Here is a 26,000-nt window from a genome sequence, read left to right on the forward strand (position 1 = left end):
ATGAGAAAAATCCTGATGGTTTACCTGTCAGGATTTTTTGGTTTAATTATAAACCCGAAGCACATTTCCGTTTACTTGAACGCGATATTGTTTCATAGGATATTGTAAAGGGCCTTGTCCGGTAAATAAACTGTATTCTTTACTGTCACATCCGCAAACGGCATTGATCCCATTTATGGTCATGGTAGAACAAGAGCTCATAGCTTGATTGGGGCAAGCGGCATCAAAAGCATTGTAACCACTGCCGGTATTAAAAATAATAATGCCACGTGCGCCTGCTCCGGGATAATAAATGGCATTGCTTACATATTTGAGATTCGAATATGCCGGCAGATTCATATTAATATCTACCGTAAAAGTATAATTAGGAACAAAAGGATTCGTGTTGTCAAAACCTGCATCACTACACGAAAAAAAGAAAGGCATTATAAAGGAAAGCAGCAGGTATTTTTTCATTTTAAAATAGTGTCAAAGTATTAGTGAAACAAATTTAATTTATTTAACTTTGAATTATATATGATTAACATATATTTATAGATGAAAAAATAATAATAGTATCTTTGTGGAAAGAAATCCCGTGCTGATGGGATTTTTTCTATTTATATAAATGATGAAGTTATGAGTACAGTATCGTATTACACCGCAGAAGGGTTAAAGAAATTAAGAGAAGAATTAGATCATTTGAAAAGCGTGATGCGTCCAAAAGCATCTGCTGATATAGCCGAAGCAAGAGACAAAGGCGACCTTTCTGAAAATGCCGAATACGATGCTGCGAAAGAAGCACAAGGAATGCTGGAAATGCGTATTGCTAAACTGGAAGAAGTCCATTCTAATGCCAGATTAATAGATGAAACACATCTTGATGTTTCTAAAGTATTAGTACTATCTAATGTGAGAATCAAAAGTCAAACCAATGGAATGGAAATGAAATATACATTAGTAGCAGAAAGTGAAGCCGATTTAAAAACGGGAAAAATCTCTGTAACCTCTCCAATTGGTAAAGGTTTACTAGGAAAATCAGTAGGGGAAGTAGCAGAAATCACCGTTCCAAATGGAGTATTGAAATTTGAAATTTTAGAGATTTCTCGCGATTAAATAGTTAGAGGTTTAAACGGTTAATTGTTTAACCGTTTAACCGATTCAACAATTAACCAATTCAACAATGTCAAGTATATTTACCAAAATTATAAACGGAGAAATTCACTGTTACAAAATCGCAGAGGATGAAAATTTCTTGGCGTTTTTAGATGTAAATCCAAATGCAAAAGGCCACACGCTTTGTATTCCGAAACAGGAAATAAATAAGATTTTTGAGTTGGAAGATGATTTGTATATGGGACTGATGCAGTTTTCAAAGAAAATTGCAGTTGCGCTTGAAAAAACGGTTCCGTGTAAACGAATCGGAATGGCAGTTGTAGGACTTGAAGTTCCTCATGCACACGTTCACTTGATTCCCTTGAATGAAATGGACGAAATGCGTTTTCAAAATAAAGTATCCTTGTCCAAAGATGAATTTGAAGCATTGGCAGAAAGCATAAAAATCAATTTATAATAGTTACACAAATAAAATAAATTGGTATGGTTTTAGTTTAGAAAGGGGATGGGTGAAAACCTATCCCCTTTTAATTTTTTAGCCTACAGTATATACTATGAAAAACATTTCTTTGGTACTTTTTTTCTTTTTAACACTGCAGTGTATTGGTCAGGTCAATGCCCAATATCATTTGGTTGATGCTAAAATGGCTGCTATTCCAGTTAATTTAACAACTTCAACCGATGCAATTGCCACTTATATTAATGCTAATTTCAAAACAGAAACGGATAAAATTAGAGCTGTTTTTTACTGGACCACATCAAATATCAGCTATGATATCGCAAATATGTACACTATAAATTTTAGTGAAACAGTACAAGAAAAAATCGTGCGAACGTTAAAGACTAAAAAAGGGGTTTGTATTCATTATGCTGTTGTTTTCAATGAGCTTTCGCAAAAAATAGGCATTCAATCCTGCATAATTGAAGGATATACAAAACAAAACGGAAAAGTAAGTGATTTAGCTCACGCGTGGATCGCTGCAAAAATTGACAAAAAATGGTTTTTATTTGATCCAACTTGGGGCTCTGGCTACGTCAATAATGGGCGATTTTTCAAAAAAATAAATAATTATTATTTCAAAGGGGAGACTGCTAAAATAATCGCTTCGCACATGCCATTTGATTATTTATGGCAATTTTCGAATTATCCCATTACCAATAGTGAGTTTTATGAGGGAAAAATTCAAATCAATAAAACCAAGAAATACTTTGATTTTGAGAAAGAAATCATCAAATACAATGCCTTGTCTGAAGCCGATCAATTATGGGCTTCGGCAGAAAGAATAGAGAAAAATGGATTGAAAAACGCTATGATTCTCGAGCGTTACGAAGGGAAAAAGCAACAGCTGACCTATTTGCGACAAAATACAAATATTGAAAAATTGAATGCCGTTGTGACTGAAATGAATTTGGCGGTTGTTCTATTGAATGATTTTATTCGTTACAGGAATAATAAGTTTAAGCCTGCTTTATCAGATGATGAAATTAGTGGAATGATTGAAACACCAAAAAAGAAACTAGCCAAATGTCAGAACACTATTTATAGCGTGGGTTCTATTGGCAGTCAAAATGCAGCTAATGTAGCATCGATTAAAAAATCGATTGAAGCAGCTTTGGCGCAAGCCGAAGAACATTCATTGTTTGTAAAAAATTATTTGAGTAAATCTAAAATAGTCAGAAAAACGATGTTTTCTAAACTAGCTCGGTTTGGCGTCCCGTTAAATTAAATTGTTTTTTTAAAACTGACTTGCATTGTTGTTCCTTTTCCAATCTCGGAATTCAACACTTTTATGGTTCCTTTATGGTATTCCTCCACGATTCTTTTAGTCAATGACAGACCTAATCCCCAACCGCGTTTTTTAGTAGTAAAGCCAGGTTCAAAGATACTTTTGAATTGATTTTTATGAATTCCACTTCCTGTATCTGAAACGTTTATTTTTACGGAATCACCTTCTTGATCAATTTCCAGTGCTAATTTTCCTTTTCCTTTCATAGCATCGATGGCATTTTTTACGAGATTTTCAATGGTCCAGCTGTGTAAAGTTGGATTCAGAGAGACCAGGATTGGAGCTTTTGGTGCTTTAAAGGAAAACTCAATTTGTTTAGAAAATCGGGATTGGAGATAGTCGTAAGATTGAAAGGTTTCTGCTATGATGTCTCTATTTTCTAATCTTGGTTCAGAACCTATTTTAGAGAAACGGTCTGTTATGGTTTGTAAACGTTCAATGTCTTTTTCAATTTCAAAAGTGGTGCTCTCGTCCACATTTTCGGATTTCAAGAGTTCGACCCAGCCAATCAAAGATGAAAGCGGAGTTCCTATTTGGTGTGCGGTTTCTTTAGCCATTCCGGCCCAAAGTTTGTTTTGCGTGGCCATTTTTGTACTTCTGTAAAAATTGTAAACGAGTGCTGCAAAAAGTACAATGATAAGCACTAATGCAACAGGGTAATACTTCAATTTTGTCAGTAATGCGGAATTGCCGTAATATAAATTTTGGAATTTTCCTGGGACATATTCAATAACAATAGGTTCATTTTCGCGTTTTAATTTAGATAAAAAATCCTTGGCCTTACTCTCGTCTTTTACAATAGCATCGTCAATGTTTACCGTATTTATGATCCGGTCGTTTTCAGTGACAATTATTGGAATAGTAGTATTGTTGCTGAAAATCTGAAGTGGAAGTTCTACATCGGTATTTTCACCGGCATTATTAAGGGTTTTTTGAGCTTTTGCCCAAAGATTCATTTTTAATCGTTCTTCATTTTTGAAGATTTGAAAAAAGGTATAGGTGTTCCAAAGAATTAATGAGATGATTAAAAAGGATGCAAAAACAATAACCCAACGAGTTGTATTTCTTCTTTCAGAAAACTGCATAAATATTATTTAGAGGCGTAAATATAACGAAATAAATGCTTTTGTATTTTAGTTTTAAAGAAAGAATTTATTTTGTGAAAATCAAACCTATATTTTATTCAAATTTGGGGTTACACTTCTTAAACTTAATTCATTTGTCTACTTTTGTATCTTTCAGCAATAAATTAAAAACGTATGATTACCATTGATCCTAAAAGTATTGAAACCGCAAAATTACAAGGGTATTTGCAAAGTTCCATTGGGCCACGACCAATTGCTTTTGCCAGTACGATGGATGCGAATGGGAATCCTAATGTTTCGCCTTTTAGTTTCTTTAATGTGTTTAGTGCTAATCCACCAATTTTGATATTTTCGCCTGCAAGACGCGTTCGGGACAATTCGATAAAACACACGTTAATCAATGCCGAAGCGACCCGCGAAGTAGTGATTAATGTAGTGAATTTTGATATGGTACAACAGATTTCCCTGGCAAGTACAGAATATGCTGATGGAGTTGATGAGTTTGTAAAATCTGGCTTGACGCCAATAGCTTCAGAAGTGGTAAAACCTTTTAGAGTGAAAGAATCACCCGTTCAATTTGAGTGCAAAGTAACTCAGATTATTGCTTTAGGAACAGAAGGTGGAGCTGGAAATTTAGTGCTTTGTGAAGTGGTGCGCATTCACATTGACGAATCCGTTTTAGACGAAAAAGGAGCAATTGATCAGCATAAAATTGACTTGGTTTCGAGATTAGGAGGCAATTGGTATTCAAGATCGAATCAAGGACTTTTTGAAGTACCGAAACCATTGTCTACATTAGGAATAGGAGTTGATTCGATTCCAAATTTTATAAAAGAAAGTCCTGTGTTTGACGGAAATGATTTAGGAATTTTAGGAAATATTGAAGTCTTGCCTACAACGGAAGAAGTTAGTATCTTTGTAAAACAAAATTTCGCTGTAAAAGGAGTTTTAAGTTCCGATGATGCCGAAACAGTACATTTGGAAGCTAAAAAATATTTAAATTGTAATGACGTGTTGTCAGCATGGAAAGTCCTTTTAGCGGAACGAAAAAAATAGAGCAAAACAATTAAAACATAGAAGATGGAAGTAACAGGAAAAATTAAAATGATCGATCAAACTAAAGAAGTTGGATCTGGAGGTTTCAAAAAAAGAGATATAGTTGTTACAACTGATGAGCAGTATCCGCAACATATTCTAGTTCAATTTGTTCAAGATAAATGTGACTTACTGAACGGTTTTCAACTAGGAGAAGCTGTAAAAATTGATATTAATTTAAGAGGTAGAGAATGGACAAATCCTCAAGGGGAAACAGTTTATTTTAATACGATCCAAGGATGGAGAATAGGAAAATTGCAAGCTGAAGCTCCTTCTGCAGCACAAATGCCTCCAATGCCAACTGCCGAAGCATTTGCACCAGCAACAAACCTAAATGAAGAAGAAGCAGACGATTTACCTTTTTAATCATTTGAATTTTTATTGCTATAGTAAAAACAAACCCGACAGGTATTCAAAATACGGTCGGGTTTTATTTTTTAATAAAGAATGTATTATTTAACTGAAGTATTATCCTTTCCGCCCGTTTCTCAGACTAGTTCCACAGGTATTCTTGCTCTTGGCGGAGATTTGTCAGCTGCGCGTTTACAGCTTGCTTACACGAATGGTATTTTTCCATGGTTTGAAGATGGAGAGCCTATAACTTGGTGGTCACCAAATCCTAGAATGGTTTTATTTTTGGATGAATTGATTGTTTCCAAAAGCATGCGAAACATTTTGAATCGGAATATTTTCAAGGTCACTTTTAATCAAAATTTCAGGGACGTAATTTCGAATTGTCAAAACATAGTGCGCGACGGTCAAAACGGAACTTGGATTACTAACGACATGATTGACGCCTATTGTAAACTAAATGAATTGGGAATTGCAAAATCAGTTGAAGTCTGGCAAGAAAATGTTTTGGTTGGCGGTTTATATGGTATCGATTTGGGACATGTTTTTTGTGGGGAGAGTATGTTTTCTAAAGTTTCTAATGCTTCAAAAGCGGCTTTCATAACATTGGTTCACCAATTAAAAAGAGAAAATTACAAATTGTTAGATTGCCAAGTTTACAATCCGCATCTTGAAAGTTTGGGTTGCAGGGAAATTGACAGAACCGATTTTATGGAAATTTTAAAAGGGAAATAACTCTTAAAATTTCAACTTCTTTAAGCTCCAATCCATAGTATTGTAAAGTATTAATTCATTTTCTAAAGTAGGTAAATCCACAATCAGTTTCAATGTTTCATGTGCCATCATGGTTCCTATAATTCCTGGAAGCGTACCTAATACACCGTTCAAATTACAATTGGGAACTTCTTTTGGATTTGGTGGTTCGGGGAATAAATCGCGAAGATTTTTATTTCCATTATGATTGAAAACCGCCATTTGTCCCTCAAATTTTAAAATACTGCCGTAAATCAATGATTTGCCTAACATCACGCAAGTATCGTTTACTAAATAACGAGTAGCAAAATTATCACTCCCATCAACAACTATATCAAAATTCATGATAATTTGCGTGGCATTTTCCATCGTTAGTTTTTCTTCAAAAGCAATAACATGAATTAATGGATTTAAAGTTTCTAAAACCGATTTGGCTGTAATTGCTTTTGATTTGCCAACTTGCTTCTCCGTATATAAAATTTGACGGTGTAAGTTGTGCAATTCGATTTTGTCAAAATCAATTATGCCAATAGTTCCTACTCCGGCGGTTGCCATATAGTGCAAAATAGGACAACCCAATCCACCTGCGCCAATCACTAAAACTTTAGCTTTTTTTAGTTTTTCTTGTCCCGAATCACCTATTTCCGGCAGCATCATCTGGCGGTTATAGCGTAAAAAATCTTGAATAATACTCATTTTTTTTAGTCTTAAAGTTGGAAAGTCATAAAGTCATAAAGTCATAAAGTTTGGAAAGTCATAAAGTCTATAAGTCAAAAGTTAAAAACATGTGAGTTCGAGCGCAGTCGAGAACTTTTTAAAGTCGGTTGCTATTAGTAAAAATATAAGGTGTTGACCCATGTTGTTTTCTAAATTTTTAGACTCTTGTCTCTTGTCTCTTTACTTTCGACATTCGACTTTTGACTAAAACTTCTGTCCCAATCCTTCCAAACGGGTTCGTATCCTTTGCTGGAAATAATTTTTGCAATCTCGGCAGCAGAACGTTCATCACTAATCTCAAATTGCTCCAAAGATTGTGGATCAACTACATAACCTCCGGGATTAGTTTTGGAACCGGCACTCATACTGGTAATTCCAATTGGAATAATATTATCTCTAAATTTTTCGTTCTCACGGGTTGACAGAGAGATTTCTAAATCTTCATTCCACAAACGATAGGCACAAATGAGCTGGGTCAAATCAGCATCATCCATGATAAAGTTGGGTTTAATAACTCCTTCTGCCGGTCGTAATCTGGGAAATGAAACTGCATATTTCGTTTGCCAATACGTTTTTTGTAAATAATCTAAATGTAAGGCATTAAAAAAACTGTCAGTGCGCCAATCTTCTAATCCTAATAAAACACCCAATCCAATTTTATGAATACCGGCAGTTCCTATCCGGTCCGGTGTTTCCAAACGAAAGTCAAAATTGGATTTTTTGCCTTTTGTATGGTATTGTTTATAAACATCACGATGATACGTTTCCTGATACACTAAAATCGAATAAATACCAGCATCATGCAATTGCTCGTATTCTTCTGTTGAAAGTGGTTGCACTTCGGCTGAAATAGTAGAAAAATCGTTTTTTATCTGAGCAATTGCCTTTAGAAAATAATGAATATTTACCGTGTGATTGGCTTCGCCAGTAACCAACAAAACATGATCAAATCCCGCTTTTTTCAAAACCTCAATTTCTTGCGTAATCTCATTTTCGGTAAGCGTTTTTCGTTTGATTTTGTTGTCTAAACTAAACCCACAATACGTACAAATGTTTTGGCATTCGTTACTTAAATACAAAGGGACATACATTTGAATTGTTTTGCCAAATCTTTTTTTGGTTAGTTCATGTGCCAGTTGCGCCATTTTCTCTAAGTAAGGTTTGGCAGCTGGTGAAACTAATGCCAAGAAATCATCGAGACTGCGTTTGTTTTTGGCTAACGTAGATTCGACTTCTTGGGCAGTGGTACTGTATATTTTTGTTTTGACTGTTTCCCAATCGTAGTTGTCTAAAACCAATTTAAATGTTTTCATTTATTAGATAATGAGTTAATTTTACTTTGCTCCATGTTTTTATACGGCTGTGGCTCCCCTCTCCTTTGGAGAGGGTTGGGGAGAGGATTACTCATACAAAAACGCTGTCAAAGGACTTGAAGCCATCGCGCGATTTACTTTTTGAGCCAACTGCGCCTCGTAGGCTTTTCGGCCTGCAATGACGGCTTCTTTAAATGCTTCTGCCATCAATATAGGATTTCCTGCAACGGCAATTGCTGTGTTTACCAAAACGGCATCAGCTCCAAGTTCCATTGCTTTTGCTGCATCGGATGGTGCGCCAATTCCGGCATCTATAATCACGGGAACTTTGCTCTGTTCGATAATTATTTCTAAAAAATCGATGGTTTTCAATCCTTTGTTACTGCCAATAGGTGACCCCAGTGGCATTACAGCCGAAGTTCCAGCGTCTTCCAGACGTTTACATAAAACCGGATCTGCATGAATATAAGGTAAAATAATAAACCCTAATTTGGCTAGCGCTTCCGTGGCTTTTAAGGTTTCAATTGCATCGGGCATTAAATATTTTGGATCCGGATGAATCTCGAGTTTAAGCCAGTTAGTTTCTAATGCCTCTCGCGCTAATTGTGCTGCAAAAATCGCTTCTTTAGCATTCCTTGCGCCAGAAGTATTGGGTAATAAATTAATTAGCGGATGTTTTAGATGTGATAAAATTGCATCTGTTTCAGTTTCTAAATCAATACGTTTTAACGCTACGGTTACTAACTCGCTCCCAGATGCTAAAATGGCTTCTTCCATTTGTTGATTTGAACCGAATTTTCCTGTGCCTAAAAGCAAGCGGGATTGAAAGGTTTTGTCTCCTATTTTAAATGGTACCATATAATTTGTCGTTAAGTTGAGTGATAAGTTGTGATGGGTTTTCGCTTTGGGTGATCAAACCAGAAACGGCAATACCCTGAATTCCGGTTTCCATCAGGTCTTCAACGTTTTCCAGTGTGATTCCTCCAATGGCATAAATGGGAATTTGGATGTTTTTTATTGTCATTTGTTGGATAATCAATCTATACCCTTTAAGTCCTAAAATTGGGCTTAAATTTTGTTTGGTAGTTGTGAATTGGAATGGACCCAAACCAACATAATCACAGTTTTGGGCTGTTCTTTGGAGGACATCTTCAAAAGTATTTGCAGTTCCACCAATAATTTTTGTTTTTCCTAAAATTAGTCTTGCTTCTTCCACTTTCATATCACTTAAACCCAAATGAACTCCATCTACATCTAATTGTTTTGCCAAATGGACGTTGTCATTGATGATAAAAGTGGCTAAATATTCTTTGCATAAAATTTTTATGGCTTCCGCCAAAGTGAAAACTTCAAGCGCATTTTGATTTTTGAAGCGCATTTGTATCCAGTCACAGCCATTATCCAGTGCTTTGTGAATGTTGTGCAATTGTTCTTCGACTGTATTTCCTTGCGAAATGTATTGCAATTGATTATACATGATGGTATCCTAATTTTGTTTGGTTCGATTCTAAGTACGTTTCTATATATATTTTCGCATTGATGCAAGCTGTTTTCAGGTCTAATCCCAGAGCTAAATTGGCAGTAATCGCGGATGACAATACACAGCCTGAGCCATGCTTTTCGAAAACCAAAGTGTTATTTGGCACAAGCCTGAAGATTTCCTTTTCGGTATATAAACAATCAACACCGATTGCCAGTGGATTGTGACCGCCTTTTAGTAATACAGCACAATATTTTGACAGCTCGTGAGCAATTAAATCAGGATTTTTTTCTGCTGCTGAAAGCTGTAAAATTTCATTGTAATTGGGTGTTATTAAGTCTATTTTTTTTAATATTTCAGTCAAAACAGCTTGATTTTCTATAGTTATAAAACGAAATTCGGTTGTAGATTTTAAAACGGTATCCCAGACGATCTTTGTTTTTGGCGAAAGCTTTTTTATAACGAAAACAATATCTTTTAAATAATCCAGTGAAGGAACAATTCCAATTTTTACGGCTTTGATAGCATAATTTTCAAATAATTTGTCCAGTGATCTCATAACAAAAGCTTGGTCAGTCCAGTGCATTTCGAAAAACTCCTTTTCGGTTTGAATGGTGTTGCCAGTATTGACAGCAAAACCATACACATGATGTTGTTCGAATGTCTTGATGTCTGCTAAAACGCCTGCACCTCCAGTAGGATCAAAGCCTGCAATTGTTACTGCGAAAGGTCTGTTTTCTTGCATTGTTTAAAATTTTCTATTGGATGGTTACTGTTCCAAAGGGTGCCTAAAAGTGCCACATCATCAAAGCCATATTCTAATGCGGTTTTGATTTTATCTGATGTAATTCCTCCGAGTGCTACTAATGAAGTTTTGTTATTCTTTCTTTGGTGCAAATCTTTTTTAAAGTCAAGTTTTGAAATGTAATTTAGTTTAGAAATACTTTCGAAAACGGGTCCGAAAAGCGCATAGTCGAAAGCATCAAATAATTTTTCAAAATCAATCATTTGATGAATTGAAGTAGAGAGTGTAAATCCATTTTTCTTCCAGTTTTTTAAACTTTCCTCGGATGTTTCAATTCTTGCTTTTTCTGTAAAATGAATCCGATGTATTCCAGATGTTGAAGCCAGTTGATGATGACTGTGCAAAACCAACTGCTGTTTGAAATCGGATTTTATTTCGGATAAAAAAGCGTTCATTTCTGTTTCTGAAAAATCAGGTTTCCGAATATGAAGCAACTCCAGTCCATTCTCAAAAAGAGAATGAATGGTGTCGATTTCATTAATTACAGGAATTGGATTTGTGATTACGATCATGACTTTGCTTTATTCTCTTTTCTAGAACTTCTAATTTTTTATATGTAAATTTCCTTTCCGCTTTCTAGAAATTCTTGTGATTTTTCTTTCATTCCTTTTTCGGCTTCGGCTACATCACGAATTTCCTGTGAGATTTTCATAGAACAAAATTTTGGTCCACACATGGAACAAAAATGAGCTACTTTGGCACCATCTGCAGGTAACGTTTCATCATGAAATTCACGAGCTGTATCGGGATCTAAGGACAAGTTGAATTGGTCTTCCCAACGGAATTCAAAACGTGCTTTGCTCAAGGCATTGTCACGGTATTGCGATCCGGGATGACCTTTGGCCAAATCAGCGGCATGAGCCGAAATTTTATAGGTGATAACGCCGTCTTTTACGTCTTTTTTGTTGGGTAAACCAAGGTGTTCTTTTGGAGTCACATAACACAGCATTGCACATCCATACCAGCCAATCATTGCAGCGCCAATGGCAGAGGTGATGTGGTCATAACCCGGAGCAATGTCCGTAGTTAATGGTCCTAAAGTATAAAAAGGAGCTTCATCACAGTGTTCTAATTGTTTTTCCATATTTTCTTTTATCATGTGCATCGGTACGTGACCAGGGCCTTCAATAAATACTTGAACATCATGTTTCCAAGCTATTTTTGTCAGTTCGCCAAGTGTTTCTAATTCGGCAAACTGAGCGGCATCATTCGCATCGGCAATAGAACCTGGGCGCAAACCGTCTCCTAATGAAAACGCCACGTCATACTGTTTCATGATTTCGCATATGTCCTCAAAATGGGTGTAAAGGAAATTTTCTTTATGGTGAAACAAACACCATTTTGCCATGATAGAGCCTCCACGGGAAACAATTCCGGTAACACGGTCAGCTGTCAAATGAATGTAACGCAATAAAACACCAGCATGGATTGTAAAATAAGAAACACCTTGTTCCGCTTGTTCGATCAACGTATCACGATACACTTCCCAAGTGAGATCTTCGGCAACACCATTTACTTTTTCTAAAGCTTGGTAAATAGGCACCGTTCCAATTGGCACAGGAGAATTTCGGATAATCCATTCTCTGGTTTCGTGAATATTCTTCCCAGTTGATAAATCCATAATCGTGTCAGCTCCCCAACGGCAAGCCCAAACTGCTTTTTCTACTTCTTCTTCGATCGTTGAGGTTACGGAGCTGTTCCCGATGTTAGCATTAATTTTTACCAAAAAGTTACGTCCCACAATCATTGGTTCGCTTTCGGGGTGGTTGATATTATTTGGAATAATGGCACGACCTCTGGCTACTTCGCTTCGGACAAATTCAGGTGTGATTTTCCCCACCCCGGCCCTCTCCGAAGGGGAGGGAGTGTTTGCGCCCCAACTGTTTCCTTCGTGTTGATGTTGCATTGCTTTAGGTTGGTCATTTAATTGTTCGATGCGCTGGTTTTCACGAATGGCGATATATTCCATTTCGGGAGTAATAATTCCTTGTTTTGCATAATACAATTGAGAGACGTTAGCTCCTTTTTTGGCACGCATGGGTTTGTGCAAATATTCGAAACGAAATTCGTTTAGTTTTTCGTCGTTAAGGCGCTTTTTCCCATATTCAGATGAGATTTCAGTTAACTCTTCTACATCATTACGATCCAGAATCCATTGTTCCCGAATGCGGGGCAATCCTTTTCGAATGTCAATTTCGATATTTGGGTCGGTAAATGGGCCGGAAGTATCATAAACGGTTACGGGCGAATTTTTTTCTATTCTGCCGTTTGACATTTTAGTGTCAGCCAATGCAATTTCTCGCATCGCTACTTTTATGCGATGAATGGTTCCGTCTACGTATATTTTTGTAGAGTTTGGAAAAGGAGTGGTTGATATTTTTTCTTCGGATTTCATTTATAGATGTCTTAAAGTTTATTGAGCGATTTTTATTTCACGCAGAAATTGGAGATTGAGCAGATTTTTTTGTTTTATTTTTTAAAGCTTATATAGTTTCTTGTATTAAAATAATTTTTTCGTATTCAGAGTTCTGCTAGGGATAATAATGGAAAGCCCGCAAAGGGGAAAGCCAAATAAAACAAGGATTAGTGAAGCGACCTTTAGGAAGCTTTGACTAAGACTATGTTTTATAGGATTGCAACTGCGGACTTGAAATGGATAGCCCGCCCGAGCAGCCAAACTATCCTCCTTGAGTTGCAGAAATGATGAGAATGTCGTCAGTTTCTTGAATGATGTGGGAATTCCAGTTGGATTTTGGAATTATAATATTGTTTATGGCAAAGGCAATTCCGTTGTGTTTTATGGGAATTTCCAAGTCAAGAAGTGCCTGAACAGTTAGACTGTCAGTTGCAAATTGTTTCGTTTGATTGTTGATTTTGAGTTCCATTCCTTTTGAATTTAGTATACAATTATACTTTAGGAATGGCTATAGGAGTACATAAATGTACAAGGAAGTCATCTTACTTTTCCCTACGCTAGTATGAACTAGATCAGGTTCAGAGGGTAATTCTCAGCCTACAATGTTGTAGACACCCCTAAAGTGTGAAACAAATGTAGGATATTTTTTTAGATGTGATTCTTAAATTTTGAAAAAAAAAGAAACTTTTTATACTTTTTTTGTTATTGATTTTTAAAAAATTACCTTTTTTTCCAGCAATCTGCTACATGATCATCAACCATTCCGGTTGCTTGCATGTGTGCATAAACTACCGTAGAACCAACGAATTTGAATCCGCGTTTTTTCAAATCTTTGCTTATTTTATCTGAAAGTGGAGTGGTAGAAGGAACTTCTTTTAAAGATTGTCGGTTATTTTGATTGGGTTGTCCATCAGTAAATTGCCAAATGTAATTTGAAAAACTACCAAGTTCTTCTTGTACTTTCATAAAGGCAATCGCATTTGAAACTGCTGCACGAATTTTTAATTGATTGCGAATTATTCCTGCGTTTAGAAGTAATTCCTGGATTTTATCTTCGGTGTATAGTGCGACTTTTTTATAGTCAAAATTATCAAAAGCTAATTGGAAGTTTTCTCTTTTTTTTAGGATCGTAATCCAACTTAGTCCAGCTTGAAAAGTTTCCAAGATTAGAAATTCAAATAATTTTTGGTCATCATAAACCGGAACTCCCCATTCTTCATCATGGTATTTTTCGTAAATAGCAATACCAACACACCATTTGCATCTTGTTTTTTCTTCCATGATTATTCTTTTTCAGAGGCTAAATAGTTTTTTATAATATAATGACCCAAGTAAATTAAAGGAGTCAAGAGAATGGCAATTCCGAGTTTAAAGGTGTAACCCGTCAATGCGGAAGTGATGAAAGTATCAAAATTTATTTTTCCGGGCAACCAAAAAGCAATTCCCAAAACAATAAAAGAATCGAATAATTGCGAAATAATAGTAGAACCCGTGGCTCTGAGCCAGATTTTTTTATTTCCTGTACGGTTTTTGAAAAACCAAAAAACAGCTACGTCAATTAATTGAGAAACCAAGAATGCGATGATGCTTCCAACGATGATCCACATGCTTTGCCCAAAAACTGCAAAGAATTGGTCGTCATTTACTGGGCTTATTCCTTTTGCGGCGGGAATATTGATGGCTAAAAACAGGAGGACGAACGCATAAGCAATTAAACCAGCGGTAATTAAAGATAGTTTTTTTACTCCTTTTTCTCCAAAATATTCATTGATTAAATCAGTAGTCAAGAAAACAATAGGCCAAGGCAAAATACCGATGCTCATGACGAATGGACCAACTTGTATCAGTTTCCCACCAATGAGTTCTGCCGTAACGGCATTAGTGATAAAGATTCCGGCGAGAATAACAAAGACAAGCTCTTTTTTGGTTTTAAACATAAAAAATAATTAGTATTCAAATTTAGTATTTTAATTTGAAATTTATGTTTGATAAACCTGACGGTTAATTTAAAATATAAAATCCCATTCGAGTGAACAAATGGGATTTTATATTTATAGTCAGAATTTAAAATAAATTTAGAATCCTGTAATTATTTTAGAACGATTATCCTAAAGCAGCTCTTTTGAAACCGGTAACGATAAGGTCTTTATCTAAAGATTTTACATAATTAGCAACGCTTAATTTGTTGTCTTTGATGTAATCTTGGTTTACTAAAGTGTTGTCTTTAAAGAAACGAGCTAATTTACCTTTAGCAATATTGTCTAACATTGCTTCAGGTTTACCCTCTTGACGTAGGATGTCTTTAGCAATTTCGATTTCTTTAGCAATAGTTTCTGCATTAACACCTGCCTCATTTAGTGCAATTGGAGCCATAGCTGCAGCTTGCATAGATACGTTTCTTGAAACTTCTTCAGCACCTTCAACATTTTCTGAAAGAGCAACTAAAGTAGCGATTTTGTTTCCAGAGTGGATGTAAGAACCAATAAAAGCGCCTTCTAATTTCTCGAAAGTTCTAATTTCTAGTTTTTCACCGATAACTCCTGTTTGCTCAATTAATTTATCAGCAACAGTGATTCCGTTGAAATCAGCCGCTAAAAATTCTTCTTTAGTATTGAAGTTCAATGCTAAATTAGCCATTTCAGTAGCCATTTTTACAAAGTTTTCATTCATTCCTACGAAGTCAGTCTCACAGTTCAATGTGATAACAACTCCGGCAGTTTTGTCAGCATTTACAACGGCAATTGCAGCGCCTTCAGTAGATTCTCTATCTGAACGGTTAGCAGCCACTTTTTGTCCTTTCTTACGTAAGTTTTCGATAGCTAAATCAAAATCTCCGTCTGCTTCAACCAAGGCTTTTTTGCAGTCCATCATTCCTGCACCAGTGATTGTTCTTAATTTATTTACGTCTGCAGCAGTAATTGTTGCCATATTGTATTATTTTTTAAGGTTAAAAGTAAAAAATTCCAAGTGTTAAATCCAATTTCCAATTTTATTAAATTATCAACTTTAGGTTTCTAATTTTTTTTGGAGAGGAATTTAAAACTTGGAATTAAATGTTAATTTATTCTTCAGTTGCAGTTGGAGCAGCAGCTTCTACAGCAGGAGCTACTTCTACAGCAGGAGCAACAACTTCAGTGGCAGCAGGAGCAACAACTTCAGCAGGAGCTTCACCTTCTTTGTCAGAACCTCTATCAGAAAGTCCTTCAACAATTGCAGCGGTAACTAAAGATAAAATTTTATCAATTGATTTAGAAGCATCATCGTTAGATGGGATTACAAATTCAACCTCTCTTGGGTCAGAATTGGTATCCACCATTGCGAAAACTGGAATGTTTAATTTTTGAGCTTCTTTTATTGCAATGTGTTCCGCTTTGATATCAACTACGAACAATGCAGCTGGTAGTCTAGACATGTCAGCGATTGAACCTAAGTTTTTCTCTAATTTAGCACGAAGACGATCTACTTGTAAACGTTCTTTTTTAGAAAGGGTCATGAATGTACCATCTTTCTTCATTTTATCAATAGTAGCCATTTTTTTAACAGCTTTACGGATAGTTACGAAGTTAGTTAGCATTCCACCAGGCCATCTTTCAGTAATGTAAGGCATGTTTGCAGCTTTTGCTTTTTCAGCAACGATGTCTTTTGCTTGTTTTTTGGTAGCAACGAATAATATTTTTCTACCTGATGCAGCGATTTTTTTCAAAGCTTCATTCGCTTCTTCAATTTTTGCTGCCGTTTTATATAGATTGATAATGTGAATACCATTACGCTCCATATAAATGTAAGGAGCCATATTTGGATCCCATTTTCTAGTCATGTGTCCGAAGTGAACACCTGCTTCTAGTAATTCTTTTACTTCTACTTTGTTTGCCATTTTTGTTCTAGTTTACGTTCTGTTGATTAGCAATGAATAAATGGCGATTGCTCGGCTTTATACATTTAGATGCTAAACTATTTCCTACCTCGATAGGAGAGCAACAACAACTTTGTTTTTTAAATTCAATAATAAATGAACGATATCTTGTCCCATTTGAACAAGACAGGTAATATTAACGTTTAGAGAATTGGAATCTCTTACGAGCTTTCTTCTGACCGAATTTCTTACGTTCAACCATTCTTGGATCTCTTGTCAATAAACCTTCTGGTTTCAAGATAGCTCTATTTTCAGCATTTACTTCACACATAACGCGTGCCAATGCCATTCTTACAGCTTCTGCTTGACCAGTTGAACCACCTCCGTAAACATTAACTTTTACGTCAAAGTTGCTTACATTTTCTGTCATAGACATTGGTTGTAAAACTTTATACTGTAAAGTTGCTGTTGGGAAATAAGTTTCGAATGGTTTTTTGTTTACAACGATTACTCCTGTTCCTTCCGAAACATAAACACGTGCAACAGCGGTTTTTCTTCTACCGATTTTGTGAATAACTCCCATTACTTAAGATCGTTAAGGTTAACTGTTCTAGGTTTTTGAGCGCCTTGTTTGTGCTCTGATCCTACAACAACATTTAAATTTCTAAAAAGTTCAGCACCAATTTTATTTTTTGGCAACATCCCTTTTATTGCTTTTTCTACTAGTAATGCAGGATTCTTCGCTTGCAATACTTTAGCAGTTAAAGTTCTTTGACCTCCAGGGTAACCAGTGTGACGGATGTATGTTTTTTCATCCATTTTGTTACCTGTTAGGTTAATTTTTTCTGAGTTGATAACGATTACGTTATCTCCGCAGTCCACGTGTGGTGTGTAACTTGGCTTGTACTTACCTCTCAAAATCATAGCGACTTTTGAAGCAAGACGACCTAAGTTGTGACCATCAGCATCTACAACAATCCACTCTTTTGTAACGGTGGCTTTGCTTGCTGATTGTGTCTTGTAGCTTAATGCGTCCATAATATATTTTTAATTAAACATTCCATCCCCAATAAAGGGGTTGCAAAAGTACAATTAATTATTTTAAATACAAACACCTGTAAAAGATAATTTTAACGATGAATCTATAGATTATTATTTTATGAAAATAATGATAATAAATGTAATAATATGGTAATATTTAGTGTGATACACAAAAAAACCATTTGAATTGTAAATTCAAATGGTTTTAATAAGGAATGGAATTATTTTTATACGATAAAAATATTTGCGATTGCTACCGCTTGAGCTGTAGTCAGTGGCTCGTCATAAGATTCTGAACCTGCATCTGCTCCAAATAATGAAGCTGTATTGTATCCTGCTTGCACTGTAACTTCTTCACCGTCATATACGGCTTGTGTTGCTGCTGGCATACCTGCACCTCTTTGATTTCCTGTAATCCAGCCTTTTAATCCTCTTAACCTTCTTACTTCCGATGCATGTCGGGCTTCAACAGAGTGAATTTGTAATGCCGCGGTTAACAAGTCGGGAGTTGAAATTAGATTTCCAGCCTGTCCTTTGTAAGCTCTTACTCCTGTGTCTTCGAAGGCTTGTGCCAAGGCAAGAAATGTTGGGTAATCGGTAAAGGGTTTAAAAGCACCATTAACGGTGAAATCAAAAGTGGGTTTAGGGACAAAGTTTGCACTTGCGGTACCTCCTAATCCTGCGATTAGAAAAGTCACATGGCTGTTTTCGTGTTTAGAAATCTGTTCAAAAACCTTTCTATCACGTCCTGCATTTTCAGATAAAGGTATTACATTAGAATCTAAAGCCATCTGGTAAAATTCTTTTTCAAGATATTCTAATGTCAAGGCTAATTGTAAAGCCCCAATTGGCGTACTCGGCGTTGGCGAAATATCCGCCGCATAAGCTGAAGTTGATACTGATGCTAATCCGAATGGAATCGCAGCTAATGCTAAATTTTTACCTAATTTACTGAATTGGCCTAAACTTTCTCTTCTGGAGCCTTTAGCTTGCATTACACTTTCATCTGCAAGAGACTCTATAAATTTTAATATGTTCATAATTTCTAAGTTTAAAAGTTTAAGGTAAATACTGAGCAGTAAATTTTGTGGTGATAAATCCTCCAGCAATTGGAATTACTTGCGATGGATTACTTGCAACATCTAATCCCGTAGTGACATTTACAACATCATCGCCTGCAAAATCTTTTGAATTTGGATTGATTAAACTTCTAATAGCTGATGCATGTCTTGCTTCAACAGAAACTATTTTCCCTGCTAACAAAAGGTAATCGGGACTTTTTAATAATTTACCAGCACCGTTGTAAGCAGCTACTCCAGTGTCTTCCAGGGCTTTGGCTGTAGCTAGGACTTGAGTGCGGTTGCTGAAATTCAAGGTTCCATAATCAAAAGCTAAGCTGGGTAGCAACTGGGTTTTAGCGTCTGGTAGAGCACCTGTTAAGGCAGTCTTGAAAAATTCTCTGTGAATAACTTCATGACGATACAAATCAGTAAGAACTATTTGATCTTGCGCTGTGAAATTCGTCGTGAATCCTGAAGCGTTTACTACTTTAGTATAAAAATCAGCTTCTAATTGTTCCAATGCATAAGCATAGGATAAGACACCAAAATCTCCGCCACCTAAATCAAAAACTCCATTTCGCAGTCCAGGGAACTTATTTACCGGATCATTCCCATCATCCCCATCATCGTCATTATTACAGCCCGCTAATAACAAACTGGTGCCCACAAGTGTGAGGCCACTAATTTTCAGGAAGCTCCTTCTGTTTGTCAAAGATGGTTTTACTTCTTGAATCGAAACTACATTTTTCATAATTTACTTTCTTTAAAGGTTATTAATAGTAATTATATGTTTAATAGGTATAAACGAAATTTTAAGGTGTTCAGTTTTAGAATTTTATAAATTTTTTAATAATAATACTTAAAAAAGTTAATTACAGAAATTTTCGGGCATGTTACGGGTAGTTTTTGGTCCTATTTATTGAATCAAAACTTCATTTTTTTCATACTCTTAACATTTAAAAGGTTACTAGTTGTATTCTTTCTGTTTAATGATTTAATATGTATATTTGCGATCAATCATTTGTTATATGCAAAAATAATAACAAAAACAAACATCTTTGTTGTTGATTTCCAATTAATTACAATGTAAAGGTGGTTTAATTTTAATGGACATTATTATAAAATTATTATAATAGTTTGTATAATTACCATATAATCGTCCTGGTTTGTTAATATCTTAAATCTATGAAAGCTAAAGCTACATTAAAACAAATTGCTAAAGAACTTAATGTTTCGGTTTCAACAGTTTCGAAAGCGTTGAACGATAGCCCCGAGATTAGCGAGCAGACGAAGGTTAAAATTAAAGAATATGCTAAGCTTAAAAATTACAAACCCAATATAATTGGTCTAAATCTTAAAAATAGGAAGACAAAAACCATTGGTGTAATTATTCCAAATATTTTAAATTCTTTTTTTGCTAAAGTATTTAGCGGTATCGAAAAAGTAGCCGATGAAAAGGGGTACAATGTTATTATGTGTATCTCTAACGAATCATCAGAAAAAGAAGCACATACGCTGGAAATGCTGAGCAATGGAACGATTGACGGATTTATTGTTTCTGTTTCTGAAGAAGCGCAAAAAAATCTGGAATACGAACATTTCTCTGCAATCATTAATGATGGAACTCCAATAGTTATGTTTGATCGCATTGCTGATGGTGTAGATTGTGACAAAGTAATTGTTGATGATTTTGATTCAGCCCTAAATTCTACTCAGCATTTAATTGATTTAGGATGTAAGAATATCGCTTTGTTATCCTCCATTGATAATTTAAGTGTAGGGAAACTAAGAACTGAAGGATATCTAAAAGCACTTGAAAATAATAATATTCCTGTAATTGATAATATTATTTTAAGAACGGATTCTGAAGATGATTTAAAGGATAAAATTGAAAAAGTTTTTGAAAATAAAATTGATGGGATTTTTGCTCTTGAAGAAAATGATTCTGTTGCCGCTTTACGTATTGCGCTTAAAAAAGGATTTAAAGTTCCGGAAGATATTTCTATTATTGGTTTTGCCGATGGAATTCTTGCTTCCCGAAGATTATCTCCAAGTTTAACGACAGTGAGTCAGCACGGAATAGAAATAGGAGAAGTGGCTGCTAAATTGCTGATTGACAGATTAGAATCTAAAGAAGAGCATCTTCCTTATGAAACTGTGGTAATCAAAACCAAATTGAAAGAAAGAGAGTCAACAAGAAAATTGTAAAAACTCAAATAATATAACTATAAAAAAATCTCTACTCGTTTTTAAATGAATAGAGATTTTTTTTATAAGTATAATGGAAGATATTTTAATGTGCTTCCAGCCAATCTTTTCCTGCTCCTAAATCAACATCCAACGGAACATCAAGCGTAAAGGCATGTTCCATTTCGTATTTTATCATCGGTTTAATTTTTTCTAGTTCCGAATTATGCACATCGAAAACAAGCTCATCATGAACCTGTAACAACATTTTACTTTTCCAGTTTTCTGATGTTAGTTTTTGATGAATATTAATCATCGCAATTTTGATGATATCGGCAGCACTTCCTTGTATTGGCGCGTTTACCGCATTTCGTTCTGCACCACCACGAACGATGGCGTTTTGTGAATTGATATCTTTCAAATAGCGACGACGCCCAAGGATTGTTTGCACATAACCATTCTCTCTTGCAAAATCTATTTGTTCCTGAATATACGATTTTAATCTTGGATAAGTTTGGTAATAGGCTTCAATCAAAGCCGCACTTTCACTTCTGGACAACGAAGTTTGATTGCTCAGTCCAAAAGCCGAAACGCCATATATAATTCCGAAATTTACCGTTTTGGCGTGACTTCGTTGCTCACGAGTCACTTCTTCAAGTGGAACATTAAATACTTTTGAAGCGGTAGATTTGTGAATGTCTTCATGATTTTGGAATGCCTTTATCATGTTTTCTTCCCCACTTAATGCAGCAATTACACGCAATTCTATTTGAGAATAATCCGCAGAAACTAAAGTATAGTTTTCATCTCGTGCCACGAATGCTTTCCGGATTTGTCGGCCTCGTTCGGTACGAATGGGAATATTCTGTAAATTTGGATTATTGGAGCTCAAACGCCCTGTTGCGGCAACAGTTTGCATATAATCGGTGTGAATGCGGCGAGAGATTTCATCTACCTGATTGGGCAGCGCATTAACATACGTGTTTTGCAGTTTCACTAATTGTCGCCAGTCCTGAATGTCTTTTACAATTGGGTTTTCGGCGGCTAAATAACTCAGGATTTCTTCCCCGGTGGCATATTGACCGGTTTTGGTTTTCTTTTGTTTGGTTCCGCCAATTTTCAATTTATCAAATAAAACATCGCCTAATTGTTTTGGTGAAGCCAAATTAAATTTCTCACCAGCAGTTTCAAATATGTTTGCTTCCAATATTTTAATATCATCATCTAATGTTTTTGATAATGATTTCAAGAAATCTACGTCTGCACGAATTCCTTCTTTTTCCATGTCAGCCAGAACTTGTACCAATGGAATTTCAATTTCCTCAAAAAGCTTCTTGGTTCCGGTTTTGTCTAATTCTAAAATGAATATTTCTTTGAGTTGCAAAGTAACATCAGCATCCTCAACGGCATATTCTTTAATTTCTTCCAGTTCAACGTCACGCATTGATTTCTGGTTTTTCCCTTTTTTTCCTATTAAGTTTTCTATCGATTTCGGGGAATATTTTAAATAGGTTTCTGCTAAAATATCCATATTATGACGCATATCCGGATTGATCAAATAATGGGCAATCATGGTGTCAAATAATTTTCCTTTTACGGAAACATTGTAATTAGAAAGAATTTTTAAATCATATTTTAAATTCTGACCAATTTTCTCAATGCTTTCATTTTCGAAAAACGGAATGAATTTTTCGATTAAAATTTGTGCTTCTTCACGGTTTTCCGGAAACGGAACATAAAATCCTTTTCCCTTTTCATATGAAAATGAGATTCCAACTAATTCCGCATGCAAAGCATCTAAACCCGTTGTCTCTGTGTCAAAACACACCGATGATTGATTTTGTAAATTTTGCAACAGCAATCTCAGCCCTAAATCCCCTTGAATTATCTGATACGAATGTTCGGTGTTTTCTAATGAATTGTAAAATTGATGACGTGTCTCTTCTGAAGAATTATCCGGTATAGTACTTCCAAAAAGATCAAATTGCTCTTCGTTTTTTGGTTGTGGTTTTTTGTACAGTTTGCTCTCGTCACTGGGATTGTTGTTAGCGGTCGCAGTTCCGCCTTTTTTAAACATGGCGTCAAATTGTTCCGCCATTCTTCTAAACTCTAATTCATTGAAAAGGGCATCTGTTTTTTCAACATCAGGAGTTGATAATTCATAATCTGTTTCGTCAAAAATAACTGGACAATCCAGTAAAATTGTCGCCAAAGTTTTGGATAATAATCCTTTTTCTTTATTGGCTTCAATGTTGTCTTTCATTTTTCCTTTTAGCTTGTCAGTATTGGCTAGAAGGTTTTCCATGGTTCCAAATTCTTTCAAAAATTTCTTAGCCGTTACTTCGCCTACTCCGGGAAGTCCCGGAATATTATCAGCGGCATCGCCCATCATACCAAGAAAGTCAATTACTTGTTCTGGTCGCTCGATTTCAAATTTTGCTAGGACCTCTGGGATCCCCCAAATCTCTATTCCATTGCCCATTCGGGCAGGTTTGTACATGAATATATTCTCAGAAACGAGTTGTGCAAAATCCTTGTCTGGGGTTACCATAAAGACTTTATAGTTTTGTTTTTCGGCTTGTTTAGCAATCGTTCCAATTAAATCATCAGCCTCATATCCTTTTACTTCTATGATAGGTATGTGCATGGCTTTCAATAAATCTTGTATGTACGGAATTGCAATTTTAATAGCTTCAGGAGTGGCATCGCGATTGGCTTTGTACTCTGGAAATATATCATTTCTCAATTGGCTTCCGCCATTGTCGAAGGCAACGGCTAAATGGTCTGGTTTCTCTCTTTTAATAACATCCATTAAGGAGTTCATAAATCCCATAATAGCTGATGTGTCCATCCCTTTCGAGTTGATTCTTGGATTTTTTATAAAAGCATAATAGCCTCGAAAAATTAAGGCATAGGCATCAAGAAGGAAAAGGCGTTTTTGTTGTGACATAAGTGTGATTTTGTAAAGTTTTCAAAAGTACAAAACTTGGCAGATAAAGGAGTGAAAAATTTCTTGTGATTGAAACTGGTGTGTTTTTTTTTAAATTGATAAAATTTCTCGTAAACTTATTTTTGTAATCCATTCGACTAGGCCGAAAAATAATGAATACTTATTTGAAAGAAAATAATTATTAATCTTTAAACACAAGTTTATCCAGAAATATTGTCTGTAAGAATTGAGATATCATTTTGCCAAAATAATGCATTTAAACGATTATTTATGTACTTAAACGTTGCTTTTCGTAAATTTACAAAGGAGATTTTGAGTCCGATGAAGTTCTTTATGTTAATCTTTAATTCGTAATATTATGAGAAAAAATTATTTTTCAAAAAAGGTATTACAAGCCTGCATGTTATTTTTCATAATAATAACTGCAAATGTGTCTGCCCAAGTGGGTATCGGAACTATTACACCCCATGCAAGTTCCGTATTGGATGTTTCGTCGACGACGCAAGGTATGTTAACACCCAGAATGACGACTTTACAAAGAACGGCTATTGCGTCTCCAGCCGACGGTTTAATGGTTTACGATACGGATTTGAAATCGTTTTATCATTACACTACAGGCACAAGTTCTTGGAATGTATTGAATAGTGGTGGTAATGGGAGACTTAAATTTAAACGTATAAAATCTTCGGATGTTTTAGCAACAGTTTTAGCAGCTGAACTTGCTTTAGGTGGAGGAAGTAAGTATGTTTTGGACTCTAGTACTTTGTATGAGATTAACGGAACTGTTGTTTTTAATTTTCCTATTGAATTGAATAATGCTTATGTTGCTGGTTTAGATTCTGGAGAGGATAAATTGGTTAAACTTAGCGGAGATCTTTTTACGGGAACAACAGGTGGGTCAATTAGGGTATTAACTTTAGTGGCATCTGGTGCGGGTGGTAAGGTTTTTAATATTACAGGAGACGGAACCCCAAATTTAATTTTTAGAGATGGTATTGTCGCAAATTCAGCTAATGTAGGTCTTATCAAAGGTTTCTCATTGGTGTTTGTAAGTATTGTACAATATGTAGGTAATACAAATGGAATTATTTATGAAAATATCACTAAATTATTGATTAATAATGCAGGTTGGTTTGGGGGCAGCTTACCTCTTGGTAATTCTGGGACTTATGAAAAGATTGTTGGTACATTTGGACAAGTAGCCAAACAAGGAGGATTTAGTGAGGTTACAGGAAGTAGTATTGGATTTGATGTTGCATCTAACCCTCTTATAGATGGCAACGCTACTATTGAATCAGTAGTTTTTTCAGGGGTTATTACTACTGGTAAATATGTGAATGGGTATACGGGAGTAGGCACTTATGTAGGGTACAATTTTAATAATAAGTGGTATATTAGTTGCCCGGGAATTTCTGAAGAAAAAGATTTAGCAGCTACTGGAGGATTGGCTTTTAGTTATGATGTAGGCTTTGGTGCTTCTACTACTTTTAGTTCCAGCAGTCCAAGTAATATTGTGAAAGTTGGAGGTGATTCAGTTGCTTCCAATCTTTTTAGATTTTCTACTGATGATCCAGCCGTTAATAATAGACTTAGGTATTTGGGTAGTGGTAAAAGATTTTTTAATATTAATGGATCAATTTCTTTCCAAGTTTCAGGAGCTTCAATTTATATCATTTATGTTGCTAAAAATGGATTTACGACGGGTTTGACACAATATAAAGTTTATGGAAGAGGAACAGCTAATGGTGATATTGTAGTAGTGCCCATAAATGCTATTGTTGAATTATCTAATGGTGATTATGTTGAGGTTTTTGCCCAGAAGTATTCAGGTCCTACTTCATTTTTAACGACAAATATGACACTTATAATAAATTAGAATAATAAAAAGAAGTATCAGTTTGAAATTCTTAAAAATTGCATTATTCGAATTACAGAATAATGCAATTTTTTTATATGTCTACTTTGGTTCTTTTTTAAGTTTAATCAACCGTTAAATTTTAATTAATTAGAA

Annotated in this window: 27 protein-coding genes and 1 riboswitch; of the genes, 8 read left to right on the top strand and 19 right to left on the bottom strand. The window is 35.4% G+C overall.

Annotated features, from left to right (window positions below):
- Positions 1-42: 42 nt before the first annotated feature.
- Positions 43-456 carry a Rieske (2Fe-2S) protein gene (locus ACNQGJ_RS03280; protein WP_417970110.1) on the bottom strand — a complete coding sequence of 138 codons (414 nt, stop codon included), beginning with the start codon at positions 454-456 and terminating at the stop codon, positions 43-45.
- Between the two features lie 162 nt (positions 457-618).
- Here ACNQGJ_RS03280 and greA point away from each other — a divergent pair, with 162 nt between their 5' ends.
- From greA to ACNQGJ_RS03295, 3 genes are all read left to right on the top strand, one after another.
- Positions 619-1,095, top strand: coding sequence for a transcription elongation factor GreA (greA, locus tag ACNQGJ_RS03285; protein ID WP_417970108.1), 477 nt, complete (start codon positions 619-621; stop codon positions 1,093-1,095).
- Between the two features lie 67 nt (positions 1,096-1,162).
- The gene (locus tag ACNQGJ_RS03290; protein ID WP_417970106.1) at positions 1,163-1,552 is read left to right on the top strand and encodes an HIT family protein; all 390 of its coding nucleotides are present in this window, start codon (positions 1,163-1,165) and stop codon (positions 1,550-1,552) included.
- 97 nt (positions 1,553-1,649) lie between these two features.
- Entirely contained in the window at positions 1,650-2,822 is a 1,173-nt protein-coding gene (locus ACNQGJ_RS03295; protein WP_417970104.1) for a transglutaminase domain-containing protein, read from the top strand.
- Here ACNQGJ_RS03295 and ACNQGJ_RS03300 read toward each other — a convergent pair.
- A complete protein-coding gene (locus ACNQGJ_RS03300) occupies positions 2,819-3,967 on the bottom strand; it encodes a sensor histidine kinase (RefSeq protein ID WP_417970102.1) in 1,149 nt (382 codons plus the stop codon). The genes ACNQGJ_RS03295 and ACNQGJ_RS03300 overlap by 4 nt on opposite strands.
- 174 nt (positions 3,968-4,141) lie before the next feature.
- Between ACNQGJ_RS03300 and ACNQGJ_RS03305 the strand changes: the two genes are divergently transcribed.
- The 3 genes from ACNQGJ_RS03305 to aat all read left to right on the top strand — a co-directional run bounded on the left by ACNQGJ_RS03305 (position 4,142) and on the right by aat (position 6,148).
- Positions 4,142-5,023: a flavin reductase family protein gene (locus tag ACNQGJ_RS03305; protein WP_417970100.1), complete on the top strand. Its 882-nt coding sequence runs from the start codon at positions 4,142-4,144 to the stop codon at positions 5,021-5,023.
- A 24-nt stretch (positions 5,024-5,047) separates the two neighbouring features.
- A complete protein-coding gene (locus ACNQGJ_RS03310; protein ID WP_417970098.1) occupies positions 5,048-5,428 on the top strand; it encodes a DUF3127 domain-containing protein in 381 nt (126 codons plus the stop codon).
- An 81-nt stretch (positions 5,429-5,509) separates the two neighbouring features.
- Positions 5,510-6,148, top strand: a complete 639-nt coding sequence (gene aat / locus ACNQGJ_RS03315) for a leucyl/phenylalanyl-tRNA--protein transferase (protein ID WP_417970096.1) — start codon at positions 5,510-5,512, stop codon at positions 6,146-6,148.
- A gap of 3 nt (positions 6,149-6,151) precedes the next feature.
- Here the strand turns inward: aat and ACNQGJ_RS03320 are convergent, their stop codons facing one another.
- From ACNQGJ_RS03320 to ACNQGJ_RS03395, 16 genes are all read right to left on the bottom strand, one after another.
- Positions 6,152-6,862, bottom strand: coding sequence for a HesA/MoeB/ThiF family protein (locus ACNQGJ_RS03320; protein WP_417970094.1), 711 nt, complete (start codon positions 6,860-6,862; stop codon positions 6,152-6,154).
- Between the two features lie 170 nt (positions 6,863-7,032).
- Positions 7,033-8,196, bottom strand: a complete 1,164-nt coding sequence (thiH, locus tag ACNQGJ_RS03325; protein ID WP_417970092.1) for a 2-iminoacetate synthase ThiH — start codon at positions 8,194-8,196, stop codon at positions 7,033-7,035.
- An 87-nt stretch (positions 8,197-8,283) separates the two neighbouring features.
- Positions 8,284-9,054 (bottom strand): thiazole synthase, encoded by a 771-nt coding sequence (locus ACNQGJ_RS03330; protein ID WP_417970090.1) that lies wholly within the window; start codon positions 9,052-9,054, stop codon positions 8,284-8,286.
- A complete protein-coding gene (locus ACNQGJ_RS03335) occupies positions 9,041-9,673 on the bottom strand; it encodes a thiamine phosphate synthase (RefSeq protein WP_417970088.1) in 633 nt (210 codons plus the stop codon). Before ACNQGJ_RS03335 ends, ACNQGJ_RS03330 begins: the two co-directional genes overlap by 14 nt.
- Positions 9,666-10,421, bottom strand: a complete 756-nt coding sequence (locus tag ACNQGJ_RS03340) for a hydroxymethylpyrimidine/phosphomethylpyrimidine kinase (RefSeq protein WP_417970086.1) — start codon at positions 10,419-10,421, stop codon at positions 9,666-9,668. The genes ACNQGJ_RS03335 and ACNQGJ_RS03340 overlap by 8 nt, the downstream gene beginning before the upstream one ends.
- Positions 10,394-10,993, bottom strand: coding sequence for a thiamine phosphate synthase (locus ACNQGJ_RS03345; protein WP_417970084.1), 600 nt, complete (start codon positions 10,991-10,993; stop codon positions 10,394-10,396). Before ACNQGJ_RS03345 ends, ACNQGJ_RS03340 begins: the two co-directional genes overlap by 28 nt.
- 38 nt (positions 10,994-11,031) lie before the next feature.
- Positions 11,032-12,876, bottom strand: a complete 1,845-nt coding sequence (gene thiC / locus ACNQGJ_RS03350) for a phosphomethylpyrimidine synthase ThiC (protein WP_417970082.1) — start codon at positions 12,874-12,876, stop codon at positions 11,032-11,034.
- Between the two features lie 283 nt (positions 12,877-13,159).
- Complete coding sequence (thiS, locus tag ACNQGJ_RS03355) at positions 13,160-13,366, bottom strand: sulfur carrier protein ThiS (RefSeq protein WP_417970080.1); 207 nt, start codon at positions 13,364-13,366, stop codon at positions 13,160-13,162.
- Between the two features lie 63 nt (positions 13,367-13,429).
- Positions 13,430-13,526, bottom strand: a riboswitch (TPP riboswitch).
- Positions 13,527-13,617: 91 nt separating this feature from the next.
- Positions 13,618-14,178 carry a DNA-3-methyladenine glycosylase I gene (locus tag ACNQGJ_RS03360; RefSeq protein WP_417970078.1) on the bottom strand — a complete coding sequence of 187 codons (561 nt, stop codon included), beginning with the start codon at positions 14,176-14,178 and terminating at the stop codon, positions 13,618-13,620.
- Positions 14,179-14,180: 2 nt separating this feature from the next.
- Positions 14,181-14,834 carry a queuosine precursor transporter gene (locus tag ACNQGJ_RS03365; protein ID WP_417970076.1) on the bottom strand — a complete coding sequence of 218 codons (654 nt, stop codon included), beginning with the start codon at positions 14,832-14,834 and terminating at the stop codon, positions 14,181-14,183.
- A 166-nt stretch (positions 14,835-15,000) separates the two neighbouring features.
- A complete protein-coding gene (tsf, locus tag ACNQGJ_RS03370; protein WP_417970074.1) occupies positions 15,001-15,825 on the bottom strand; it encodes a translation elongation factor Ts in 825 nt (274 codons plus the stop codon).
- Positions 15,826-15,958: 133 nt separating this feature from the next.
- Positions 15,959-16,771 carry a 30S ribosomal protein S2 gene (rpsB, locus tag ACNQGJ_RS03375; protein WP_417970072.1) on the bottom strand — a complete coding sequence of 271 codons (813 nt, stop codon included), beginning with the start codon at positions 16,769-16,771 and terminating at the stop codon, positions 15,959-15,961.
- Between the two features lie 175 nt (positions 16,772-16,946).
- Entirely contained in the window at positions 16,947-17,333 is a 387-nt protein-coding gene (gene rpsI, locus ACNQGJ_RS03380; RefSeq protein ID WP_073204671.1) for a 30S ribosomal protein S9, read from the bottom strand.
- Positions 17,333-17,788, bottom strand: a complete 456-nt coding sequence (rplM, locus tag ACNQGJ_RS03385) for a 50S ribosomal protein L13 (RefSeq protein ID WP_091202984.1) — start codon at positions 17,786-17,788, stop codon at positions 17,333-17,335. Before rplM ends, rpsI begins: the two co-directional genes overlap by 1 nt.
- 230 nt (positions 17,789-18,018) lie before the next feature.
- Entirely contained in the window at positions 18,019-18,831 is an 813-nt protein-coding gene (locus ACNQGJ_RS03390; protein WP_417970069.1) for a ferritin-like domain-containing protein, read from the bottom strand.
- Between the two features lie 19 nt (positions 18,832-18,850).
- Positions 18,851-19,603 (bottom strand): ferritin-like domain-containing protein, encoded by a 753-nt coding sequence (locus tag ACNQGJ_RS03395; protein WP_417970067.1) that lies wholly within the window; start codon positions 19,601-19,603, stop codon positions 18,851-18,853.
- 434 nt (positions 19,604-20,037) lie between these two features.
- On the opposite strand from ACNQGJ_RS03395, the gene ACNQGJ_RS03400 reads away from it, so the two are divergent.
- On the top strand, positions 20,038-21,060 hold the full coding sequence (locus tag ACNQGJ_RS03400) for a LacI family DNA-binding transcriptional regulator (RefSeq protein WP_417970065.1): 1,023 nt from the start codon (positions 20,038-20,040) through the stop codon (positions 21,058-21,060).
- A gap of 85 nt (positions 21,061-21,145) precedes the next feature.
- Here ACNQGJ_RS03400 and polA read toward each other — a convergent pair whose 3' ends face one another.
- Positions 21,146-23,989, bottom strand: coding sequence for a DNA polymerase I (polA, locus tag ACNQGJ_RS03405; protein WP_417970063.1), 2,844 nt, complete (start codon positions 23,987-23,989; stop codon positions 21,146-21,148).
- Positions 23,990-24,347: 358 nt separating this feature from the next.
- Between polA and ACNQGJ_RS03410 the strand changes: the two genes are divergently transcribed.
- On the top strand, positions 24,348-25,865 hold the full coding sequence (locus tag ACNQGJ_RS03410) for a hypothetical protein (RefSeq protein WP_417970061.1): 1,518 nt from the start codon (positions 24,348-24,350) through the stop codon (positions 25,863-25,865).
- Positions 25,866-26,000 lie beyond the last annotated feature (135 nt).

Origin of the sequence: Flavobacterium cryophilum, from assembly GCF_048286555.1 — a bacterium.
Lineage (GTDB): Bacteria > Bacteroidota > Bacteroidia > Flavobacteriales > Flavobacteriaceae > Flavobacterium.